The organism is Pandoraea sputorum, from assembly GCF_000814845.2.
Taxonomy (GTDB): domain Bacteria; phylum Pseudomonadota; class Gammaproteobacteria; order Burkholderiales; family Burkholderiaceae; genus Pandoraea; species Pandoraea sputorum.
This window is the reverse complement of the sequence record NZ_CP010431.2, coordinates 4,088,904-4,109,367: the sequence shown is the minus strand read 5'-3', so window position 1 is coordinate 4,109,367 and position 20,464 is coordinate 4,088,904. Positions and strand designations below refer to the sequence as shown.

The following is a 20,464-nucleotide window of genomic DNA, read 5'->3' as shown; positions in this document are numbered from 1 at the left end:
CGTCTCTGGCGGTGCCAAACCTCAGGCTTGGCACCGCCGACGATCATGCTGTTGCCCGATATCAGTCGGAGACGTAGACGAACTTGCCGTTCTTGATCTGTCCCATCACCCCTGCGCGCTGATCCAGACCGACGTGGTCCTGCGGGCTCAGATTCATGATGCCGTTGGGAATCGCAAGGTTATGCGTCGACTCAAGCGCATCGCGCAAAGCCACACGGAACGCGGGCGTACCCGGTGCCGCGACCTTGGCGGCGCGCGGCACGGCGTCGTTGAGCAGATCCCATACGCCGTAAGCATCCGCTGCGAACTGGGTCACCGTGTCCGCGCCGTACTTCGCTTCGTACTTCTTCGTGAACGCGAGTGCCGCCTTCCGGGCGGGATGCCCGTCCGGGAGTGTCTTGGCGACGACGCCCGGTTGCGTCGGGAACAAGGTGCCCTCGACATCCTTGCCGCCGACACGAACGAAGTCGTACGTCGCAATGCCGTGCGTCTGATAAATCTTGCCGGTGTAGCCGCGCTCCTGGAGCGTGCGCTGCGGCAGTGCAGCGGGTGTGCCCGAACCTGCCACCAGAATGGCGTCCGGCTTCGCCGACATCAGCTTCAGCGCCTGCCCGGTGACGCTCGTGTCGGTCCGGTTAAAGCGTTCCTGCGCTACGATCTGCAACTTGCGCAGTGCGGCGAACTTCGAGAATTCCTTCAGCCAGCTATCGCCGTAAGCGTCTGCAAAGCCGATGAATCCGACCGTCTTCACGCCATGGTTGGCCATATAACGCGTCATCACGTCAGCCATGGCCGAATCGTTGGCGGCCATCTTGAAGGCCCAGCGACGTTTGGCGTCCTGCGGCTCGACCGCCACTGCCGAACCGATCAACGTGATCATCGGCGTTTCCGCTTCGGAGATCGGGTCGAGCATGGCCAGCGCGCTCGGCGTGATGTTCGGGCCGACGATCACGTCCACCTTGTTTTCGCTAATGAGCTTGCGTGCGTTTTTCACCGCCGTGCCGGGATCGGAGGCGTCGTCCAGGAAGATGTAATGCACCTTCTGGCCGCCAATCTGATCAGGCCAAAGCTGCATGGCGTTCTTGCTGGCAATACCGATAGCGGCCGCCGGCCCCGTCGATGACAGGTCGATGCCAACGGTCAGGTCGGCTCGGGCCGCCGTCACCACGCCGGACAACGTCAGAGCAAGCAAAACACCCGACAGGCGGATGCCGCGAAGAGGTGAGCGCATGAGGTCTCCTTTTGGTCGAATCGCGTAAGCATACCGCACCGTCCGCGTCAGACCAGCAAGGAAAAATACTCCCACGATTTGTGTCGTGCGCTGCTCGAAGCACGGCGCACGCTTTCAGATCAACGAAGCCCTCTGAGCCATTAAAGCTCGTAGCTTTCGTGCTCGCCGCGCAGCGCCTGTTCGACCAGCTTGCGGGTCAGAATCGGTGAAAGAAGCTCAACCATCGTGAAAACATATCCGCGCAGATAAGCGCCTTGCTTGAGGGCAACACGCGTCACGTTCGTCCCGAACAGATGCCCGACCTGAATCGCCCGGAGATTGCGGTCGCGCTCGGGGTCGAACGCCACACCCGCCAGAATCCCCACGCCCAGTCCGAGTTCGACGTATGTCTTGATGACGTCGGCGTCGATGGCTTCGAGCACGATGTCCGGCTCTACGTGCCGCAGCGCAAACGCCTGGTCGATCTTGGCGCGACCGGCGAATTGGGGGTCATAAGTAATCAGCGGGTATTTCGCCAGATCCTCGATGCCCACCGACGGCAGTTGCAACAACGGGTGATCGGGCGGCACGACGGCCACGTGCTGCCACTGATAGCACGGCAGCGACACCAGATCCTTATAACCTGCGATGGCTTCCGTGGCGATGGCCAGATCGGCCTGATCGTGCAGCACCATTTCGGCGATCTGCGTCGGGCTGCCTTGCAGGATCGACAGACGCACCTTCGGATAGCGCCGCTTGAACTCTGCCACGGCGTGCGGCAGCGAGTAGCGCGCCTGCGTGTGGGTCGTGGCGATGGTCAGGCTGCCCTGATCCTGAGCGGCGTAGTCCTTGCCGATGCGCTTGAGGCTCTCCACCTCCATCAGGATCCGCTCGACAGACTCGAAGATGATGCGACCGGGCTCGGTCAGGTTACGGATGCGCTTCCCATGACGGGCAAAGATGTCCACACCGAGCTCTTCTTCAAGCTCGATGATGGCTTTGGAGACGCCCGGCTGGGAGGTAAATAGTGCTTTGGCGGCTTCCGTCAGGTTGAAATTCTGGCGGACGGCTTCGCGCACGAAACGGAACTGATGCAGGTTCATTTGTATAACTTTAGAAAATATACAAACAATTTTTAATTCGTTTGAAGTATATAGCCTTTTCATTACAGTGGGTGCCACTGTTTCGATAACGTTATTCCCTACAGGCATTTAGGACCCACCAGGAACGTCATCCATGTCGCTGTGGCTCGAACCCCTTTCCGGATTTGGCGTCGGCCTGCTGGTCGGCCTGACCGGTGTAGGCGGCGGTTCGCTGATGACGCCGTTGCTGACGTTGCTGCTGGGTTACGCGGCCCCCGTCGCCGTGGGCACGGACCTCGCGTTTGCCGCCATCACCAAGAGCTTCGGGACGGTGGCGCACCGGTCGCACGGCCATGTGAAGTGGCATATCGTGCGCCGGCTCACACTGGGCGCGTTGCCTGCGGCGCTGGTCACGATCCTGTTCCTCAAACGCCTTGGCGGCATCGACGAGTCCACGCTGCACGTCATCAAGCTGACGATTGCCGCCTCGGTGCTGCTGACCGTGCTCTCGCTGCTGTTCCGCGCCAAATTGCTGGCTGCACTGCGCGCGCACCCCAACTGGCAACTGACGGGCCGCACGCAAGCGGTCGCCACCGTCGCTGTGGGCGCGGCGCTCGGAATACTTGTGACGATTTCCTCGATTGGCGCGGGCGCGGTTGGCGCGACGCTGATCCTGATGCTGTACCCGCAGTTGGAACCGGCCGAAGTCGCCGGTACGGATATCGCCTATGCGGTGCCGCTCACGGCCATCGCCGCGCTGGGCCATATCTGGCTCGAGACGGTGCACTGGGCACTGCTCGGCAGTCTGTTGATCGGCTCCCTGCCCGGGATCTGGCTCGGCGCGAAGCTGACCCGTCATCTGCCCGAGCGCATTGTGCGCGGGGCGCTGGCGGCGACGCTCACGCTCGCGGCAGTGAAGCTGGTCGGCTGACACCCCACACAAAACAAGGAGTTCGCGATATGCGAAACGAATCCCGCTGGGAACCGGCCCCGGCTGCAGTGCCGTCGACAGTGTCCGATGCGGAGCATCAGGACATGGCGCTGCTCGACGAAATGGAAGCCGTGCTGGCCGAGCGCCTCGCCCGCATTGCAAGCGCGCATCGCAACGTGAAGTTCGCGAGCAGCCTTGCCGCCGAAGATATGCTCATCACGCACGTGATTCTGCGTCAGCAACTGCCGATCACCGTCTTCACGCTCAATACCGGACGCTTGCACGACGAGACCGTCGGCATGATCGACAAGATCAAGGCACGTTACGGCTATGACGTTGCGCAGTACGCGCCGCAAGCCGAAGCGGTCGAAAAGTACGTCGCCGATCATGGCGCGAACGCCTTTTACGAAAGCGTGGACTTGCGTAAAGCCTGCTGCCAGATCCGCAAGGTCGAACCGCTCGGCCGTGCGCTCGCCGACGCCGATGCATGGCTCACCGGTCAGCGTCGCGAACAGTCGGTGACGCGTGGCGAACTGGCCTTCGCGGAACAGGACGACGCTCGCGGCATCGCCAAGTACAACCCGTTGTTCGACTGGACGGAAGCGCAGGTGTGGGCCTACCTCACCGCGCGCGACGTGCCGGTCAACCCGCTGCACGCACGCGGTTACCCGAGCATCGGTTGCGAGCCGTGTACGCGCGCCATCCGCCCGGGCGAAGACAGCCGGGCAGGGCGCTGGTGGTGGGAGTCGCGCGACAGCAAGGAATGCGGGCTGCATGCGGGCAACCTGAGCAAGATCCCGGTGTCGGTGCAGTCGAACTGATCGGCAGGGCCATCAGACAGCAAGAATGAAGACGGTGCGACGCGATCAAGTAAAAACGCCAACGGGCGCAGCGGAACACTGGAATAGACCGAATCTCGGAAAACTCGGAATCGTCAAGGAAGGAAACACTATGGGTGCGATGCACGAAGTCGCGCAGGCCAATGGCTCGCGAATGGATCATCTGGACTGGCTCGAAGCCGAATCGATGTACATCCTGCGTGAGGTCGTGGCGGAGTGCCGCAAGCCCGCGCTGCTGTTCTCGGGCGGCAAGGATTCGGTCGTGGTGCTGCATCTCGCGCTCAAGGCCTTCGGCCTCGGCCCGGGACGCAAGACGCAACTGCCGTTCCCGCTCGTGCACATCGACACCGGCCACAACTTTCCGGAAGTGATCGAATTCCGCGATCGCCACGCCAAGGCGCTCGGCGCTGAGCTGGTCGTCGGTCATGTGGAAGATTCGATTGCGCGTGGCACGGTGCGTCTGCGTCGCGAAACGGATTCGCGCAACGCCGCCCAGGCGGTCACGCTGCTCGAGACCATCGACGAGTACGGTTACGACGCCATGATTGGTGGTGCGCGCCGTGACGAAGAGAAGGCCCGTGCGAAGGAGCGCATCTTCTCGTTCCGCGACGAGTTCGGTCAGTGGGACCCGAAGGCTCAGCGTCCGGAACTGTGGCACCTGTTCAATGCCCGTCTGCACAAGGGCGAACATCTGCGCGTGTTCCCGATTTCGAACTGGACGGAACTGGACGTGTGGCAATACATCGCCCGCGAAAACCTCGATCTGCCGTCGATCTACTACTCGCACGAGCGCGAGATCGTGCGCCGCAACGGCCTGCTCGTGCCAGTCACGCCGCTCACGCCGAAGCAGGACGGCGAGTCGAGCGAACTGGCGTCGGTGCGCTTCCGCACGGTCGGCGACATCAGCTGCACGTGCCCGGTGGCGAGCGTCGCGTCGAGCCCGGTGGAGATCATCGCCGAGACGGCCGTGACCGACATCACCGAGCGTGGCGCCACGCGCATGGACGATCAGGCATCGGAAGCGGCCATGGAGCAACGCAAGAAGCAGGGTTATTTCTAAGGCGCACGCATTGGTTGTCGCGACCGTCAGACCTTATCAGACCCTATCGAAAGAACACCGGCCCACCTGAGCGAACCTCGACCTACGTGTCGCTCAGGGGCCAAGCAATCGAGTTGAAGAGATCATGAGCCTCACCCCGCATCAGGAAGACCTCGGCGTGCTGCGTTTCATCACCGCGGGCAGCGTCGACGACGGCAAGAGCACGCTGATTGGCCGCCTGCTGTACGACAGCAAATCGGTGCTGACCGACCAGCTCTCCGCGCTCGCCCGCGCCAAGCACAAGCGCACCGCAGGCGAAGACATCGATTTCTCGCTGTTGACTGACGGCCTCGAAGCCGAACGTGAGCAGGGCATCACCATCGACGTCGCCTATCGCTATTTCACGACCGCGCGCCGCAAATTCATCATCGCCGACACGCCGGGCCACGAGCAGTACACCCGCAACATGGTCACGGGCGCATCGACGGCGCACGCCGCCATCATTCTGGTCGACGCCACGCGTGTGAGCGAGGTCGACGGCAAGACCGAACTGCTCGCGCAAACCAAGCGTCACAGCGCCATCGTGAAGCTGCTGGGTTTGCAGCATGTGATCGTCGCCATCAACAAGATGGATCTGATCGACTACAGCGAAACGGCGTTCAACGCGATTCGCGCGGCCTATCTGGAACTGGCGCAGCGTCTCGGGTTGCAGGACGTGCGCTTCGTGCCGGTATCGGCGCTCAAGGGCGACAACATCGTCTACGCGAGCGAGCGCATGCCGTGGTATCAGGACGAGCCGCTGCTCGACGTGCTCGAATCGCTGCCGGTCGCACAAACGGGGGGCGAACTGCGCTTCCCGGTGCAACTGGTGGCGCGTCAGGACGGCTCGCATGCCGACGACTTCCGTGGCTATATGGGCCGCGTGGAATCGGGCGTGGTGCGTCTGGGGCAGACGCTGCGCGTGTTGCCCACAGGTCGTAGTGCGACGGTTGCCGAGATCGTCGGCCCGCGTGGGCTGCTCGAAGAAGCATTTGCCGGTCAGTGCGTCACGATTCGTCTGACGGAAGACGTGGACGTGTCGCGTGGCGATACGTTTGTGAGCGCGGATTCGGCGCTGGAACCGTCGCGCAAGCTGGCGGCCGACATCTGCTGGTTCGACGAAGACGCACTCGCGCCGCAGCGCAAGTATCTGCTCAAGCAAGCGACCAGCACGGTGTATGTGAAGGTCGGTAGCGTGGACACAGTGCTCGACGTGAGCACACTCTCGCACGGCACGGACAAGACGACGCTTGCCATGAACGACATCGGGCGCGTGCAACTGAGTCTGCAAAAGCCGGTGGCTGCCGACACATACGACGCTAACCCGGCGACGGGCGCGTTCGTGCTGATCGACGAGGCGACGCATCACACCGTTGCGGCAGGCATGATTCGCGCACTGGCGGCCTGACGCGCAGACGCTCGACAACACACGTCTCACACTCTTTCTCGCATTGCAGGCACATGGCGCGCGCAGACCGCGCCGGTGCCGGCCCACTGAACAACGGCAGCATCATGACGACGACGCAATCGAAATCCGCCCAGCGCCCGGGCAAGGTGTATCTGGTCGGTGCCGGTCCTGGCGCTGCGGACCTGATCACCGTGCGCGGTGCTCGTCTGCTGGCTCAGGCAGATGTGGTGCTTCACGACGCGCTGGTCGAGCCGGACATGCTCGCGCTGTGCCCGCAGGCGAAGCTCGTCGCGGTGGGCAAACGCTGCGGAAAACTCTCCAGCGCCCAGCAATTCATCAACAAGCAGCTGATCGATCACGCACGTGCGCATGGGCTGGTTGTCCGCCTGAAGGGCGGCGACCCGATGCTGTTCGGTCGCGCGGACGAAGAACTGCGCGCGCTTGAAGCGGCGGGGATCGACGTGGAAGTGGTGCCGGGTATTACGGCGGCGCTTGCGAGTGCCGCGACGCTCGGCCGCTCGCTCACGTTGCGCGGTGTCTCGCGCAGTGTGGCGTTCGTCACGCAAAGCCGTGCGCCCGATTCGGCCGAGATTGCGACACAGGCGTCGGCCGATTCGCTCGTGTATTACATGGGCCGCGACGCCGCACAACGCATCGCAGCGGAGCTGATCGCAGCAGGCAAACCCGCCACTACGCCTGTGGCCATCGTCGAAGCCGCAACCACGGTGCGCGAGCGTCGTGTGGTACTCCGTCTCGATGCGTTGGCGCAGGGCCTTGCTGCGGCGTGGTTCGACGCTTCCCAACCCAGTGTGCTGCTCGTCGGCGAGGTGTTTGCCGATGCCAATGCCGAATCCCTTACCGCACCAATTCATCTGTCGCCGTCGGCGGTCGCTTCGCGCGAAGCCGCCTGAGTCCACGCGAGCAACGGCCGGGTGTTGTGGCTAGATCCTGAACGCCTGGCGCACTGTGACATAGTGATCGATGTCTCGGAACAACGGCATGTCGCCTAACGTCCGGGCATCGATCTCAGCGACGTCTATCGCGTAGTGGCCGGTGTCCTCCAGCGGTATTCCGTATTCCGACGCCACATCACGCAGGTGGGCGTTCACCAGACTTGTGATTTCTTCACGGTTCGAGTGGCTCACCAGTCCTGCGGCCGGATCCATAAATAGGTACTCGGGATTGTCGGCAGATGGCAGTCTCCGGCCAAGCAAAAGCGTGCGGGTCCCCGCCGTGATCTCGAACAGGCGCGTGGTGTCCTGTGCCCCTTCGAGCAGGGTCTCGATGCCTGCACCCCTGACGGGATAGCGTGGCCCGGGAAGGTATGGAATCTCGCCCATACCCAGGACGGCGAGATCCTCGGCGAAGACTTCGGAAGCCGCCGGGGACAGTTGCGCATACGCATTGAATTGATCGGTGACGTATTCGGCGCGACCGTAATAGGACGCAACTGCGGATGCTCGCAGCAGACCGGTGCGCAGATGGCTGAGATAGTGGCGAAAGCGCTGTGTGATCGGTACATAGAGAGCGCCGAACTCTCTTGCCTGTGCCGGCAGCCGGGCGAGGGTGATCGTCGTCGCGGCATCGACGGCATTCTGCAGTTCGTTGATCCGACCGGCAAGTGTGCCCAACGCTTCTGGCGTTCGTGTCGCGCGATCGATGAATTGGAGCTTGAGCAGACGGAGGTCCGAAACGGTAGCCTCAATGGGGCTTTTACGCTGCAGCGCGGCGTCCGAATACGCACGTAGCGCGTTCTCGAACAGAGGGTCGTTTTGATTGCGCCAGACGTCGTAACGCTCGAGAAAATTTTGATCGATACGCCATGCAACTGTCGGCTCCTCCAGCGCCGGTTGCAGCAAGTCGGCCGATGTCGCCACGTGCCACCGTCCCTCGGATCCCAGCCGCATAATGGGAGCGTCAGACGTGGCGGCTGACGCAGCAGCAGACGAGCCGCCGGACGGAATCAGGCGAAAGTGTCCGACCGTGGTGTCGAACTCGACGTAAGCGCGCGTGGCCGAATCGATGGCCGCGTACAGACGTCCGTTGGTGCGATGCAACCCCAGGATAAGTTCTTCACCGACGACGGGCGCCTGCGACACGTAGTAGTTGAATCGGGGTGAGCCCGTGATGAAGGCGAGCGCCGGAAAACGTGAAGCCACCGCGCCTTGTGCCACGACTGCGGAGACCATGGATTGCCAGGCCTGCGAGTGCAGCTTTCGATCTCCTGTCAGAAGTGCTACGCCCTCGCCGACGACGCCGACACTCAAGTCGACCATGGAAATCGCGGCGCCGACCGGTTGAGTGCGTGGAAATGCCCACGATGCAAAGCCCACCGCCAGATCCAGTTTCGACAGGTAGTCCATCATCTTGAGAAATGTCCGATGACGGGAGGCACTCTCGGGCGTCCACGCCCCATGCGGCGATTGCGCCTCGTACGCGGAGGTGAGCACGGTGAAGGTGTCGGGCTCGCTCGGCACCGCGAGTCCTATCGGGGCGAGCTTCGCGCCAACAAGCCATTCGTCGTCGAGCGACGGCGGACTGAAGCCGCTGGCAAGCTGGCGACGTGCCCCGTCGTCGGTGGTTTGGCGCTCAAACCAGTCCTCAAGCTTCGCCCGGCTTTCAAAACCGTGAACGCGCGGTCCGTCGGGGTAAGCGGCAATCAGCAGTACCGATGAATGACCTTCGGCGGTGACGGCCATCAGCGTGGAATTGTGGCCCTTCACCAGCAGCCATTCTCGTTTGACTTTCGGAGAAACGATTTCATGAGACAGCTGTGTTTCGTAGAAGCGATTCAGGTCGATCGGGCCCGCGATGCGCGAGGCCAAATGCCGCACGTCGACCGAGAGCGCGCCGCTTGAGTGTTGCAGCCAGATCTGCGCGATGAACTCACTTTTGAGCACTTGACGCACCGTGTTGCGCGATGTCGACCAGAATTGGCTAAGGACATCGTGAATGGTCTTCTCCGGGGGGCCATCGGCGAGTTCGTTCACGATGGCTGCAGCGTTGGGAAATTGTCTGTGCGAAGTCCAGTCCTGCGTTTCGGGGCGCAGTGTCCCTTCGGGGAGCGTCGTAGCAGTGGGCCTGTAGCGACGGCGTCGGGCACCCGCATTTTGTAGAGCATGGCGTCCGTCAGTGGAATCGGGGCGGGTGAGTCTTCCATGCGCACGTACAACGTGTCGGGATCGGTGTTGCTGAGACCGGAGCGAGCCAGCACGCTTCTTGCGAAATCCTGCGCCATGCGATGGACGTCGGGCATGGCCGTCGACAGTTGCGCGCGAAGCGTCTGAATGTGGCGGATGCTGTCGATCTGGGTCAGTGAGATCACGGCACTGTGCCGCGACGCCGACAGGCCTGCGTCGACACGCTCGCGTCTCGCCGTTTCGAGTGCCTCTTCCACGGCCGAGGCCGAAGCACCACTCAACCAGTTTGTGTACTGCCTCACCCTGTGGGTGGTTTCGTCAACCTCGGCTATCAGCAGGCTATCGGCGCGCATGACGTCAAGCGTGGCGAGGTTTGCCATCCGAATAGGATTGTCGTCACCGATGGGGCTTAACACCACGGGAGGGGCGTCTGCCGGTCCCGCTCCGACGACGGATTGTGGCAGCCGTTCGAGAAGCATGTCTCGCAGCCCTCCCGCGTTTTCTTCGATGGCCTCCGTCAACTTCTCCGGCGATGCAAAGGCACGCCATGCTTGAGCGTCGCCCATCAGATAGAGCAGGGCCAGGCCGCTCTATGGCCGCTCGAAAATGACGAAAGTTCCGGCGGGGACCCATGTCTGTTCGCGGCCGCCGTGCGTGAGTTTGACGACAAGCCGGTGTGATGTCGGCTGCGACCCGACGAGGTGGAATGCGTCCGGATGGGAAATAACGTCTTGCGCCAGAGCAAGCGCGCGATACGAAATCAGCCCTTGTCGATAGCCGAGTGTCAGATCGCTCAACGCCAGTGCGCCTTGCGACTCGACCGTCGTTGTGGCGTAGAGCTGACCCGGCAAGGCTTCGGGAATCGACCAGGTCTGCTTTGCCTGTGTATCGCATTTCTCGATCCAGCGGGTGACGACCGCCCGAAAGCGTTGCGCGCTCACGAGCGTGGGATTTCCTTGTATCGCGCCGTGCGGGGTTCGCCGGCACACATCGAAATACACGCCCTCGGGCGGGTTAACGATGTCGAGTAATCCCGCACGTATGCTTCGCGCAGCATCGAAAAGCTTCCAGTAAGTCACATCCAGAAAGCGAGTACTTCCCGGTACCGGCTTGTGGCGTCTGAGCACGATATCGGGCTGATCGAGGCTCGCGAAATCCGGTTCGGCCGACATTGTGGCGTTGAACAATTCAGCCTCGGTCGGCGGCGCAGAGAAGCGCATCAATCGATCGAACTTGACGTGTAACGCCCGATGCTCCGAACCGCGGGTGTGCCAGCTATTGGCCGCAATGGTGAGCTGGTCGAGTCCCGGTGACGTGGAAAATAAATCGCGGTGTTGAGTCGAAGCGGCAGGCTGCGGTGCGCGCCACGTCGCAATGGAAAACTCCGCTAAGCGATCGGCTGGCGCCGGAGGATCTGTCGTGACTAATAGTTCGGGCGGATCGAGTGGCGCTGCGAGGGCACCGGTAAAGCGGAGCGGATCGCGGGGCATCCGTGCCTCGAGCGTGTTGAATGCGTTGAACGAACGCTCGGTCACGTCCATCGTCGTGAGCGACAGCCATTGCCATATCTCTTGAACGGCGCGGCTCAGGCCGTTGACACCGAAGGCATCCGAGGCAGAGATGTCGAGGTTGTTGCACGCCGCGGCAGCATTTGGGGCCCGACTCGCGCACGAACCGATGCGTGCTGCCGGAACGAAGGGCATGATCGGCATGTCGCGAATGGACCTCGGTCCGATAGGCGGGATGCCACTGAGCGAGTGGCCAATGGCCGAGCCATAAAGCATCGCGATTGCGTAGCCGGTCCAGCCGCTTCGCCCAAAGTTCATGTCGAGCGTTCGGGGGGAGGGCGCCGTTGCGTACGCTTGCATCGCTCGCACCTCCGTTCGGGCACCCGGTGCTGCGCAGGTATGTCCCGAGCCTGCCCAGCGGAACGCATGTGCCCAGCCGATGATCTGGTCGCGCCATAGGGTGAAGTACTTGCCCCATGCGCTGCCGTGTCGCGCATGCTCCGGGGTTCCGACGTCTGCGCGATTCAGCGATCGGGACAGGCTGCGCAGCGACGATTCGCTCAGCGCGCGTTCGGCGACCGCTTCCACGGACTCCCAGGGGGGACGGTCCCGGATTTGCTTGGGCAGACAGGCCAGCATGCAACTGCCGAGCAGGGGGTGGTCGTCGAAGAGGTGGGCGAACCGGTTGACGATGTCGTCGTCAAGCGCGCTCAGATCGTCGAACGACACACGCTGATTGGCGAGCGAGAAAAGCAGGCCGAGCGCCGGTGCGGATTCCGGCGATTCGCCTAGCCAGTCGGGCGTGACATCGGCGATTTGCTGGAATTCCGAGAGGCGTACGAAGGTGTCCGGTGGGAGGTCCGACGCGGCAGGCAACTCGGGTTGCGCAGCCGCGCCCGGCACTGAAGAGGGGCTAGCAGAGATCGAATACATGTGTCGGGCACTCCCGCGCGTAACGTCAGTGCGGCCAGTGGGGCCTGTGGGCGAAGGGGGACGAAGGGGGAAGAGAGCGCAGCCACCGGTTCAGGCGACCGCGCAATGGCATACGTCGAGTGTTCAGGGCACTCAGTCGCCAGCCCCCGGACGTGGCGCGCCCGGGTCGTGCCGTGCAATCGCGTTTTGCGGATCGCGACCGGTGCCAGCCCACCGGAAGGCCTGGAGTGCCCCCACGGTGAATCGGATCGCTGCGGCGACGCGTTCGCGCCCAAGGACGACCACGGCGACCAGGCCCGCCACAAATTGCCTCGTCGTTTCGCGCTGACGTCGTTCCTCGCAGATCTGTTCGTTGCGCGCGAGCCACTGCTGGATGTCCCGCATCAGCGATCGGCCGAAATGACGTTCGCAAACGTCATCGACCGATGCCGCGGAGGAGCGGTGATTGATGTCGTGAATGAGTCCGCGAAGTGCGCGGTCGACTTCGGCATCGGTGGGCATCGAGACGAGATGCACCAGTAAGAATTCCCGCAAATCACGCGCCCTGAGCGCCCTGGCGTCGTCTTTGCGCGTCAGCTCACTGGTTGCGGCGTGAAATGCGGCCTCGTTCTTCCGCATTTGCGTAATGCGGTCGGTGAACCACGCGCACGTACAAATCGATTGAGTCGGTTCCCAAGGTTGCAGTGCGCTGCTCACGGTTTGTTGAAGTGCTGAGAAATCCTGCGACATTTCCGTGCGCATCGGACACATTGGGTGCGGCGGCAGTTGATCGATGGGGCTGCACATATTGGCGGACGTCGGGACAGTCAATGCTGTGGACAACATGCAAGCGACTCCTATGAAAATGCACCCCTCAAATGTGAAGTGCGATGCGGATGGGAACGGGGCCGGTGAATGGGCGGACTACGCGAACGTCGGCCAGCCATTCCAGATCGATTTCCCGGAGGGAGACGGCAGGCGTGACACCTTCGAAGATGGCGCTCAGGTGGTCGCGCATCAGGCCAAGCACCACGGCAGGATCGGGGTGTATCACGATGGCACTCGCCGGATCGAAAAAGTAGTAGGCGGCGACACCTCCACGGCCAATATGGCGGCCCAGCAATAGCGTTCGTGCGTCCGCCCTCACTTCGAAAGCACGTGAGGTGTCCTGCTGCTCCGCAAAGACGGTGTCGAGCGTCCAGACGTCTGGGCCCGTCGGTGGCGGATCCAGATATTGGATTTCGAGTCGTCCCAATTGGCTCAGATCAGCCACCAGCCACGCCGACATCTCCGGAACCAGTCGTGCCTGCTGATTGAACAGCATCACCATCGACTCGATCGAATATCGGTAGGGAACGAGCGCACAGGCGCGTAGCAGGCCCATGCGAACATGTCCCACGTACATGCGGGGACTTTGTGTGACGCCGAGGTAGGTGGCACCCAGGCGACGTGCGTCCTCGGCCATTGGGCTAAGCGCGACCGTCTCTGCCGCGTCCACGGCGTTTTGCAAATAGGCGATGCGCCCGGCGAGCCTGCCCAGCACCTCGGGGTTGGACTGCGCAGGGTTCAGAAAGTCGAGCTTGAGCAAGCGCAATTGCCACGACAACGGCATGGTGGTCTTCGACGTGTCCACGACAGTCACCGAGCGACGGGCGATGTCGAAGTCCGCGGTGCGGGCGTCGCGCAACCTGGCGTAGCGCGAGCGAAACGCCTGGTCGATCCGCCAGGCGGTATGCGGATCGTCGAGAACAGGCGCGGCAGATTCGGATGGCGAGACGAGGTGCCATTTCCCCGACGCAGACATGCGCATCAGTGGAGCATCTGCATCCTCGACGTCCGACGATGCACCCCGCGTCATGCGGAAGAAGCCCGTTGCCTCATCGAACCCGACATAGGCCCGGGTCTCCGTGTCGATGGCGGCATAGAATCTGTCGCCCACCCGATGCAGTCCGGCAATCGTCGCTTGCGCCGCGACCGGTGCGTCCGAGACGAAGTACTTGTAGCGCTGGTCTCCGGTGATCAGCAGCTTGGCCCTGAAATTCGCGGCGGACAGACCCTGTGCACCGATCGCAGACAAAATGCACTGCCACCCCTGCCAGAAAAGGTCCTTGTCGTGGAGGACTGCGCCGACACCGATGCCGATGAGGCCGAAACCGGCGTCCGTCATGGAGTAGACCGTGCTTGCCGGGCGAGCAAACGGGAGAAACCACGTACCCAGACCGAAAGCGATATCGACTTTCGAGAACGTGTCCATGAAGGCTAACAAGGGGTGTGGGGTAGGGGGGGCGCCGGGTGTTGCGTTGGCTTGTTGTTGGCGCGCCTCGTAGGCCGACGCCACGACGGTGAACGTGTCGACGGACCGCGCATCGCTCACGCGCTGCGCGCCGAGCTCGACCTTCTCATGCCATGAGGAGGAGACCGGGCGTTGACCGACGAACGTGCCAACGAAGCGCGCACGCGAGGTCTCGTTGCGCAATTGCTCGCGAACCCAGGACGCCATTCGACCGCGATCGTCGAAGCCGTAGACACGCAAGCCCTCTTCGAAGGGCGCGATCAGCAGGCATGGAGAGCGACCGGCGATGGAGACTCGCATCAGGCTCGTCGTCATGCCGTTGATGCTCAGCCATTCCCGCTCGACTTTCGGGTCGACGATCTCATGTGCAAGTTCATCGCCATCGAGACGAGCGAGTTCAATCGGCCCCGCGACTCGCGCTGCGATATGTACCTGATCGACGGGCATCTTGCGCAGCGCACGCAATAGCCACACCTGCGCAATGAACTCCGACTTGAGCACCTTGCGCACGTTGGCGCGCGATGTCTCCCAGAACTGGGCGGCGGCGTCGTTGAACGAGCGGTGCAGACCTTCTGTCAGTGTGTTGTCGATCACGTCGCTCGCCATGGTCGGCGAAGCCTGCGGCGAGTTCAGCGGGACGATCGTTCTGTATCGTCCTCCGGCATCGCGCACGAGCAGTGGCAATTCCCACCAGAGCGCGTCGAACGAAGTCGAGCGCAATACAGCATCGGTGAGGGGCACGGCTTCGCGATGGGCCAGTTTGACGTAGATCTGATCGGGATCGTCGGGCTGGAAGCCTGCTCGCCCGAGTCGGTCCATAAGATGGCGCCGCGTGATCCGCTTCATCTGCGGGACGGCCATCGACAGGTTGAATCGCAATGCCTCCAAACGCGCAATTCTCCTGACATCGTCGAGCGTGATGTCGATCGGACGGCCCGGTAGCGCGATACCGGCTTGGTGACAGTCGTGTCGAAATGTGTGCAGTCCCTGTTCCATGCCGTCCGAGCTCGCCCCGGACAACCATTTGTCGTATTGCGCAATGCGGGGCGCGGTGTCAGGGCTTATGGCCTGGAGTGCACCGTCTGCTTTGATGGTGTCGAGGGTCGCCTGGGTTGCGATCTGAAGTGGCTGTTCGATTTTCGTTTCGCGCAACGTCACCCGTGCTACGCCTTTCGCCGCCTGTTCGCGCAACGGCATCGGCAGTCTTTCGCTGAGCGTGGTGCGCAACGCCAGCGTGTCGCTGTCGATAGCGTCGATAAAGGCCTTATGCGACGAGTAAGCGCGCCATGCCGGTGCGTCGCCCTGGAGGTACAGCAATGTGATGTCGTTTTCGGACGGCTTGCCGATCACGCACGTCCCGGCGGGGGCGGCGACGTATTCCCGACCGTCCCTGCGAATCGTCAATTCGAGTCGGCGCGCCAGAAATGTCGGCGCCGACGGATCTTTCGAGAGCGTTGTGTTGGAGAGCGCCGCGTGCGCGAGATAAAACGCCTCGTTCGAGATCTGCCCGTTGATGTAGGTCAGCGCCAGATCGCTGAGGGCAAGCGTGGTGACTGTGACGTTAGTGAGGTGAGACGTCGCGATCGTTTCGAAATCGGCAGGTGGTTGCCATGTCCGGGCGGCCCGTGCGCGGCATGCCGAGTCCCAAAGTGCAACGATGCGCTCGAACCGGTCTGCCGTCATGACTGTGGGAGATTCGTACACCGCACCCGGGCGGGTCTGCGGGCTGATGTCGAAACTCACCCCCTCAGGCGGCTGCCCGATGTTCAGTCGGCGATCGCGAACGCGCTCGGCGCCGTCATGGAGCGACCAATATGTCACCTGCTTGATTCGCCAGTGATCCGCCGGTGCGTGGCGTCTTAGCCGAAGGTCATTCAGCTCGAAGCCGACGAACTCCGTGACGTTGGCAAGTTGCCTGCGCAGCAATTCTGCTTCGCTTGGCGAGGGTGAAAACATCAACAACGGAGAAAATACGTCGTAAAGCGCGTGGTGTGTCGCTGTGCGATGTCGCCAGAATTGCGCTGTGTTGATCAGGCGTTCCAATTCGGGGGAGGCCGACATGGCGGGGAACGCCGATGGCGGCGTGAGTGCCGCGCTTCTCACTCGATTCGGTACGGACGTCGCGGGCAAGTCGGCAGCGGCCGTCGGGAACATCAGCGGAGGCGGGAACAGGAGCCGATCAAGCGCGTAGGGAAGATGCCCGATGACGGGGACGGCCGTCTCCATGACGAAGTGTTCGACCTTGCCGACGATGTCTTCCAACCGACTGAGGATTGGCTGCGGCGGTTGCGCGACGCAAACGTTGGGTTCAAACGCGCATGTCCTCGCTGCCGGGTGTGCAACGTCGATATCGAGCGTCGGCGAACGATATCGGCGCTGAAAGGGTAGCGAGGGCGGCAAGTCGGGACAGATGGCATGGCAAACCGACGAGGCATAGAGAATTCCCAACGCGTATCCGGTTGCCCCGGCGCAGCCGAAATCCAATGTGAGCACGCCGGCGGGTGGTGGCGAGGTGAGCGTCATCCGAACGCTGTCGTCCGGCGCACGCGCGCCGCTGCCGAGTAACAGGAAGTCCTGCCATGCGTCGACAATCGACTGACGCCACTGGCAAAAGTGTCGGTGCCATGCACTGCCGTAACGACACGTCTCAGGTAATGCCCCGTCACCCTCCGAGCGCGCCACCGACCGTTCGAGGTCGCGTAAGGCAGGCGCACCGAGGAGCGAATGGCAGACGTCTTCGACACTTTCCCACGGGGCGCGCCGTGCAAGTCGACCCGGCAACGTGTCCAGCAGGTAGGTCGTGAGCCACGGACGCGTGTCGAACGCGTGCGCAAAGCGGTCGAGGAGGCCGTCCGTCAGTGCCGCCAGATCGGCCCGGCAGACAGCTTCTTGCGCAAGCCGGAGCATAAAACCGAGCGCCGGTTGTGCCTCCGGGGATTCGTCGAGAATTGTCCGGGCGCCGGTCGCCAGACTGTCGAAGTGGGTGACGCTTCTCAGGACGTTGGCATGCGCAGCGCCGACTATCGCGTGGTCCCGACAGGGAAGGACAACCGATGCGCCCGATGTGTCGGCGGCTCTTGAATACATGCCAGGACTCCCGTCGAATAGGGACTACCGTGCAGTGATAGGGAACCGGCGCCAGGCGTGAAAGCTTAGGGTGAGATCGAAATGAGACTGAAATCAGATTGACGCGGCGCACCAGTCACGAGACATCAGTTTGGCGGCACAGCGCCTGCAACGGCTTGCAGATTGCGTTCAAAGCCCCGAAGTCGGAAGCAGCCGGAACGGCGTGCGGGGGAGGTGAGGCGGGGGGAAGGCGAGGCTGACGCTCAGGCGTGCGGCACTTCGTTGGCGCAGTACGCGGCGAGTGCCTGAAGCACCGCATCGTCTTCGCCCACGGCGGCGCTCAGACGTAAAGCGACACCGGGGTGCGCGCTGCGACAGGCGTCGGCGAGCACCGGGAGATCGCGCCGGACGTGACCGCCCTGGCCCAGAAACACCGGAACGACGGTGACATCCTGACAGCCTTGCGAGACGAGATCGGCGACGGCGTCGGCCAGGTTCGGCGTCATCAACTCGAGAAACGCGAGCCGGACGCTGGCGTCCGGGCGCTGCGCGACCAACTTGTCGCGCAGACGCTCGAACGGTTCGGCCCAGCGCGGGTCGCGCGAGCCGTGAGCAAAGAGAACGACACCGGGTTTGCCGTACATCGATTACGTCCTCAGTGCTTGTCCACCCAGCGCAACGCCCCGATGGCGAGCACCAGATAGAGCAGGGACGGTAACGCCGCCGTGAACCACGCCGGCCAGGTGTTGAGCAGGCCCAGATGCGAGAACAGATTGTTGAGCAACTGGAAGCTCATGCCGAGCATGATGCCGCCGAACACTTTCAGGCCGATGGCCCCGGCGCGGGCGTGCAGATAGGCGAACGGCAGGGCCAGGGCCATCATCACGAAGACGGCGAACGGATACAGCAGCTTTTGCCAGAGCGCGAGGTTGTAGCGGTCGGTGTTCTGCTGGTTTTCCTTCAGGTGGCCGATGTACTTGTACAGGCTGCCGATCGCCATGTTGTCGGGCGAGACCATCAGCACGGACAGAATTTGCGGGGTGAGTTCCGAGCGCATCTGCACCGAGTCGATGTGCACCTGCTTGCTCTGCACCAGCGCACGCAACGGATCGTTGTCGCCCGGGGTGTCGCCGACGGCGCTAAAGACCGTTTCCGACACGTCCGTGAGCTTCCAGAAGTTGGGAGCCGCGAACTCTCCGAGCTTGGCCAGCCGTACGCTGTCGAGGTGCAGCTTCGCGTCGAACTCGTAGATGCGAACGTCGGCAATGGTGTTATCCGGGTTGAGCGTGCCGACGTTGATGAAGCGGGTGACGCGGTTGCCGTCCTGATCGACGGTGTCCTTCACCCATACGCCAGATCGAAAGCCTGCCGAGACCGAACTGCCGAGGGCTTCGAGGCGGATCTTCTGCGCAAGCTGTTCGGCGCTCGGGGCGATGTACTCGCCGATGACGAACGTGATCAGCACAATCGGGAAACCGATCTTCAGCAGCGAGCGCAGCGCCTGTCCCGTGGACAGACCCGAGACACGGAAGATCGTGAACTCCGAGTTCCCGGCCAGTTGGGCGCACACGTAAATGGCCGCGATCAGCGACGCGACCGGAATGATTTCGTACATGCGCTGCGGCGCGAACAGCAGCACGTAGGCCAGCGCGTGCTGGAAGCGATAGCCGCCCCGGCCCACGTCGCCCAGTTCGCTCACCAGATCGAAGAAGACGAACAGGCCGACGAACGCGAGCAGCACGAACAGGAACGCCAGATAGATCTGGCGCGCGAAATATTTCTCATAGACGCGCATCAGCGAGCCCCTCCCGATGCACGCACTGCGCTGGCGCCGTTGTTACGGCGTCGGCCCAACAGCCCGCGAAAACGCACGCGTCGCACGTAAAGCAGCACGATGACACCCAATGCCAGGACATGCAGCAGCCACACGCCGATGGCCAGCGGCAGACGTTCCTGCGCGACCCACGCCTGCGACAGGCTCAGCAGGTTGGTATAGCCCAGATAGATCAGCACGGCCATGACGAGGTTGACGGTGCGCCCGTGACGCGGGTTCTGATAGGCCAGCGGCACGGCGAGCAGCACGAGCGCCAGTGCGAGCAACGGCAAACCCACGCGCCAGACGATTTCGCCACGGAAGATCGGATTCTGGATTTCACGGAACAGGCGCGCGGTCGGCACGCCCTTGGTCGGCGTGTTGTCGGTGCTCGCGCTTGCCGGGTTGTCGATCTTCACGCCGTAGCGCTCGAACTCCATCACGCGGTAGTCGGGCTGACCGGGCACGCCGTCGTAGCGACGGCCCTTTTCCAGCACGATGTAGCGATTGCCGTCCTTGGCCGTCTCGATGTGACCGTCTTTCGACACCACGACGTTCACCTTGCCGTTTTCCGTGCCCGAGACGAAGACGTTGTGGACTTTGGTGGCGTCCGGCGAGACCGTCTCGACGAAGAACACGCGATGGCTCGCTGCGCTCTCGCGGAACTGGCCCGGCGAGATCATGGAGACATCGTCGCGCTGGGCGAAGCGGGCTTCGAGCGCAGAGATCTGCTGGTTTGCCCAGGGCCAGGCAACCAGCGCGCAGAAGGTGATGACGGCCAGATAGGGCGTGGCAAAGCGCAGCACCGGCTTGATGAAGTCGGTGATGGACAATCCGGAAGCAAACCACACGACCATTTCGGAGTCGCGGTACCACCGGGTCAGGACGAACAGGATCGAGACGAAGAGCGTCACGATCAGAATGACGGCGAGGTAGCCGATGACGGCCAGACCGATAAGCACGAGAACGTCGCGCGGATCGGCTTTCCCGGACGCGGCGAAGCCCAGGATGCGGATCATCATCGTCGTTAGCATGACGGTGATCAGCACCATGAAGACGGCCCCGGCGGTGTAGTTCAGCTCGCGCTGCAGGGAACGCTGAAAAATCATGTGATGACGGTTGGGTGCTCTCGCGGTTGGGCGAGCGCGGAAAAAAGCGGATAATTGCGGCTCGTACGAATTTTA

The 20,464-nt window shown here is 62.7% G+C and carries 15 protein-coding genes; 6 read left to right on the top strand and 9 right to left on the bottom strand.

Annotation, left to right across the window (positions count from 1 at the left end; all coding sequences use genetic code 11):
* Positions 1-61 precede the first annotated feature (61 nt).
* On the bottom strand, positions 62-1,231 hold the full coding sequence (locus NA29_RS18025; protein ID WP_039400156.1) for an ABC transporter substrate-binding protein: 1,170 nt from the start codon (positions 1,229-1,231) through the stop codon (positions 62-64).
* A gap of 140 nt (positions 1,232-1,371) precedes the next feature.
* Entirely contained in the window at positions 1,372-2,313 is a 942-nt protein-coding gene (locus NA29_RS18020; RefSeq protein ID WP_039400154.1) for a CysB family HTH-type transcriptional regulator, read from the bottom strand.
* Positions 2,314-2,446: 133 nt separating this feature from the next.
* On the opposite strand from NA29_RS18020, the gene NA29_RS18015 reads away from it, so the two are divergent.
* From NA29_RS18015 to cobA, 5 genes are all read left to right on the top strand, one after another.
* Positions 2,447-3,223 carry a sulfite exporter TauE/SafE family protein gene (locus NA29_RS18015; protein WP_039400152.1) on the top strand — a complete coding sequence of 259 codons (777 nt, stop codon included), beginning with the start codon at positions 2,447-2,449 and terminating at the stop codon, positions 3,221-3,223.
* 104 nt (positions 3,224-3,327) lie between these two features.
* Positions 3,328-4,044 carry a phosphoadenylyl-sulfate reductase gene (locus NA29_RS18010; protein WP_052253301.1) on the top strand — a complete coding sequence of 239 codons (717 nt, stop codon included), beginning with the start codon at positions 3,328-3,330 and terminating at the stop codon, positions 4,042-4,044.
* A 130-nt stretch (positions 4,045-4,174) separates the two neighbouring features.
* Positions 4,175-5,122: a sulfate adenylyltransferase subunit CysD gene (gene cysD, locus NA29_RS18005; protein WP_052253036.1), complete on the top strand. Its 948-nt coding sequence runs from the start codon at positions 4,175-4,177 to the stop codon at positions 5,120-5,122.
* A gap of 124 nt (positions 5,123-5,246) precedes the next feature.
* Complete coding sequence (locus NA29_RS18000) at positions 5,247-6,548, top strand: sulfate adenylyltransferase subunit 1 (RefSeq protein WP_039400148.1); 1,302 nt, start codon at positions 5,247-5,249, stop codon at positions 6,546-6,548.
* Positions 6,549-6,652: 104 nt separating this feature from the next.
* Positions 6,653-7,459 (top strand): uroporphyrinogen-III C-methyltransferase, encoded by an 807-nt coding sequence (gene cobA / locus NA29_RS17995; RefSeq protein WP_052253300.1) that lies wholly within the window; start codon positions 6,653-6,655, stop codon positions 7,457-7,459.
* A 30-nt stretch (positions 7,460-7,489) separates the two neighbouring features.
* Here the strand turns inward: cobA and NA29_RS17990 are convergent, their stop codons facing one another.
* The 3 genes from NA29_RS17990 to NA29_RS17980 all read right to left on the bottom strand — a co-directional run bounded on the left by NA29_RS17990 (position 7,490) and on the right by NA29_RS17980 (position 12,129).
* Entirely contained in the window at positions 7,490-9,538 is a 2,049-nt protein-coding gene (locus NA29_RS17990; protein WP_072633322.1) for a dermonecrotic toxin domain-containing protein, read from the bottom strand.
* Complete coding sequence (locus NA29_RS17985; RefSeq protein WP_157127423.1) at positions 9,535-10,068, bottom strand: hypothetical protein; 534 nt, start codon at positions 10,066-10,068, stop codon at positions 9,535-9,537. The genes NA29_RS17990 and NA29_RS17985 overlap by 4 nt, the downstream gene beginning before the upstream one ends.
* Before the next feature lie 210 nt (positions 10,069-10,278).
* Positions 10,279-12,129 carry a hypothetical protein gene (locus tag NA29_RS17980; RefSeq protein ID WP_150777553.1) on the bottom strand — a complete coding sequence of 617 codons (1,851 nt, stop codon included), beginning with the start codon at positions 12,127-12,129 and terminating at the stop codon, positions 10,279-10,281.
* A gap of 105 nt (positions 12,130-12,234) precedes the next feature.
* On the opposite strand from NA29_RS17980, the gene NA29_RS25840 reads away from it, so the two are divergent.
* The gene (locus tag NA29_RS25840) at positions 12,235-12,651 is read left to right on the top strand and encodes a hypothetical protein (RefSeq protein WP_150777552.1); all 417 of its coding nucleotides are present in this window, start codon (positions 12,235-12,237) and stop codon (positions 12,649-12,651) included.
* Positions 12,652-12,982: 331 nt separating this feature from the next.
* Here the strand turns inward: NA29_RS25840 and NA29_RS17970 are convergent, their stop codons facing one another.
* From NA29_RS17970 to lptF, 4 genes are all read right to left on the bottom strand, one after another.
* Positions 12,983-17,488, bottom strand: coding sequence for a dermonecrotic toxin domain-containing protein (locus NA29_RS17970; protein ID WP_150777551.1), 4,506 nt, complete (start codon positions 17,486-17,488; stop codon positions 12,983-12,985).
* A gap of 242 nt (positions 17,489-17,730) precedes the next feature.
* Positions 17,731-18,111 (bottom strand): sirohydrochlorin chelatase, encoded by a 381-nt coding sequence (locus tag NA29_RS17965; RefSeq protein WP_039400134.1) that lies wholly within the window; start codon positions 18,109-18,111, stop codon positions 17,731-17,733.
* Positions 18,112-18,122: 11 nt separating this feature from the next.
* Complete coding sequence (gene lptG, locus NA29_RS17960) at positions 18,123-19,262, bottom strand: LPS export ABC transporter permease LptG (RefSeq protein ID WP_039400132.1); 1,140 nt, start codon at positions 19,260-19,262, stop codon at positions 18,123-18,125.
* On the bottom strand, positions 19,262-20,389 hold the full coding sequence (gene lptF / locus NA29_RS17955) for an LPS export ABC transporter permease LptF (protein WP_039400129.1): 1,128 nt from the start codon (positions 20,387-20,389) through the stop codon (positions 19,262-19,264). Before lptF ends, lptG begins: the two co-directional genes overlap by 1 nt.
* Positions 20,390-20,464 lie beyond the last annotated feature (75 nt).

Coding starts and splice junctions, on each gene's coding strand:
- cobA (WP_052253300.1), top strand. CDS start 6,653: ATGACGACGACGCAATCGAAATCCGCCCAGCGCCCGGGCAAGGTGTAT.
- NA29_RS18015 (WP_039400152.1), top strand. CDS start 2,447: ATGTCGCTGTGGCTCGAACCCCTTTCCGGATTTGGCGTCGGCCTGCTG.
- NA29_RS18025 (WP_039400156.1), bottom strand. CDS start 1,231: ATGCGCTCACCTCTTCGCGGCATCCGCCTGTCGGGTGTTTTGCTTGCT.
- NA29_RS17970 (WP_150777551.1), bottom strand. CDS start 17,488: ATGTATTCAAGAGCCGCCGACACATCGGGCGCATCGGTTGTCCTTCCC.
- NA29_RS17985 (WP_157127423.1), bottom strand. CDS start 10,068: ATGGCAAACCTCGCCACGCTTGACGTCATGCGCGCCGATAGCCTGCTG.
- cysD (WP_052253036.1), top strand. CDS start 4,175: ATGGGTGCGATGCACGAAGTCGCGCAGGCCAATGGCTCGCGAATGGAT.
- lptG (WP_039400132.1), bottom strand. CDS start 19,262: ATGCGCGTCTATGAGAAATATTTCGCGCGCCAGATCTATCTGGCGTTC.
- NA29_RS17980 (WP_150777553.1), bottom strand. CDS start 12,129: ATGTATTCGATCTCTGCTAGCCCCTCTTCAGTGCCGGGCGCGGCTGCG.
- lptF (WP_039400129.1), bottom strand. CDS start 20,389: ATGATTTTTCAGCGTTCCCTGCAGCGCGAGCTGAACTACACCGCCGGG.
- NA29_RS18020 (WP_039400154.1), bottom strand. CDS start 2,313: ATGAACCTGCATCAGTTCCGTTTCGTGCGCGAAGCCGTCCGCCAGAAT.
- NA29_RS18000 (WP_039400148.1), top strand. CDS start 5,247: ATGAGCCTCACCCCGCATCAGGAAGACCTCGGCGTGCTGCGTTTCATC.
- NA29_RS17965 (WP_039400134.1), bottom strand. CDS start 18,111: ATGTACGGCAAACCCGGTGTCGTTCTCTTTGCTCACGGCTCGCGCGAC.
- NA29_RS18010 (WP_052253301.1), top strand. CDS start 3,328: ATGGCGCTGCTCGACGAAATGGAAGCCGTGCTGGCCGAGCGCCTCGCC.
- NA29_RS25840 (WP_150777552.1), top strand. CDS start 12,235: ATGGCATACGTCGAGTGTTCAGGGCACTCAGTCGCCAGCCCCCGGACG.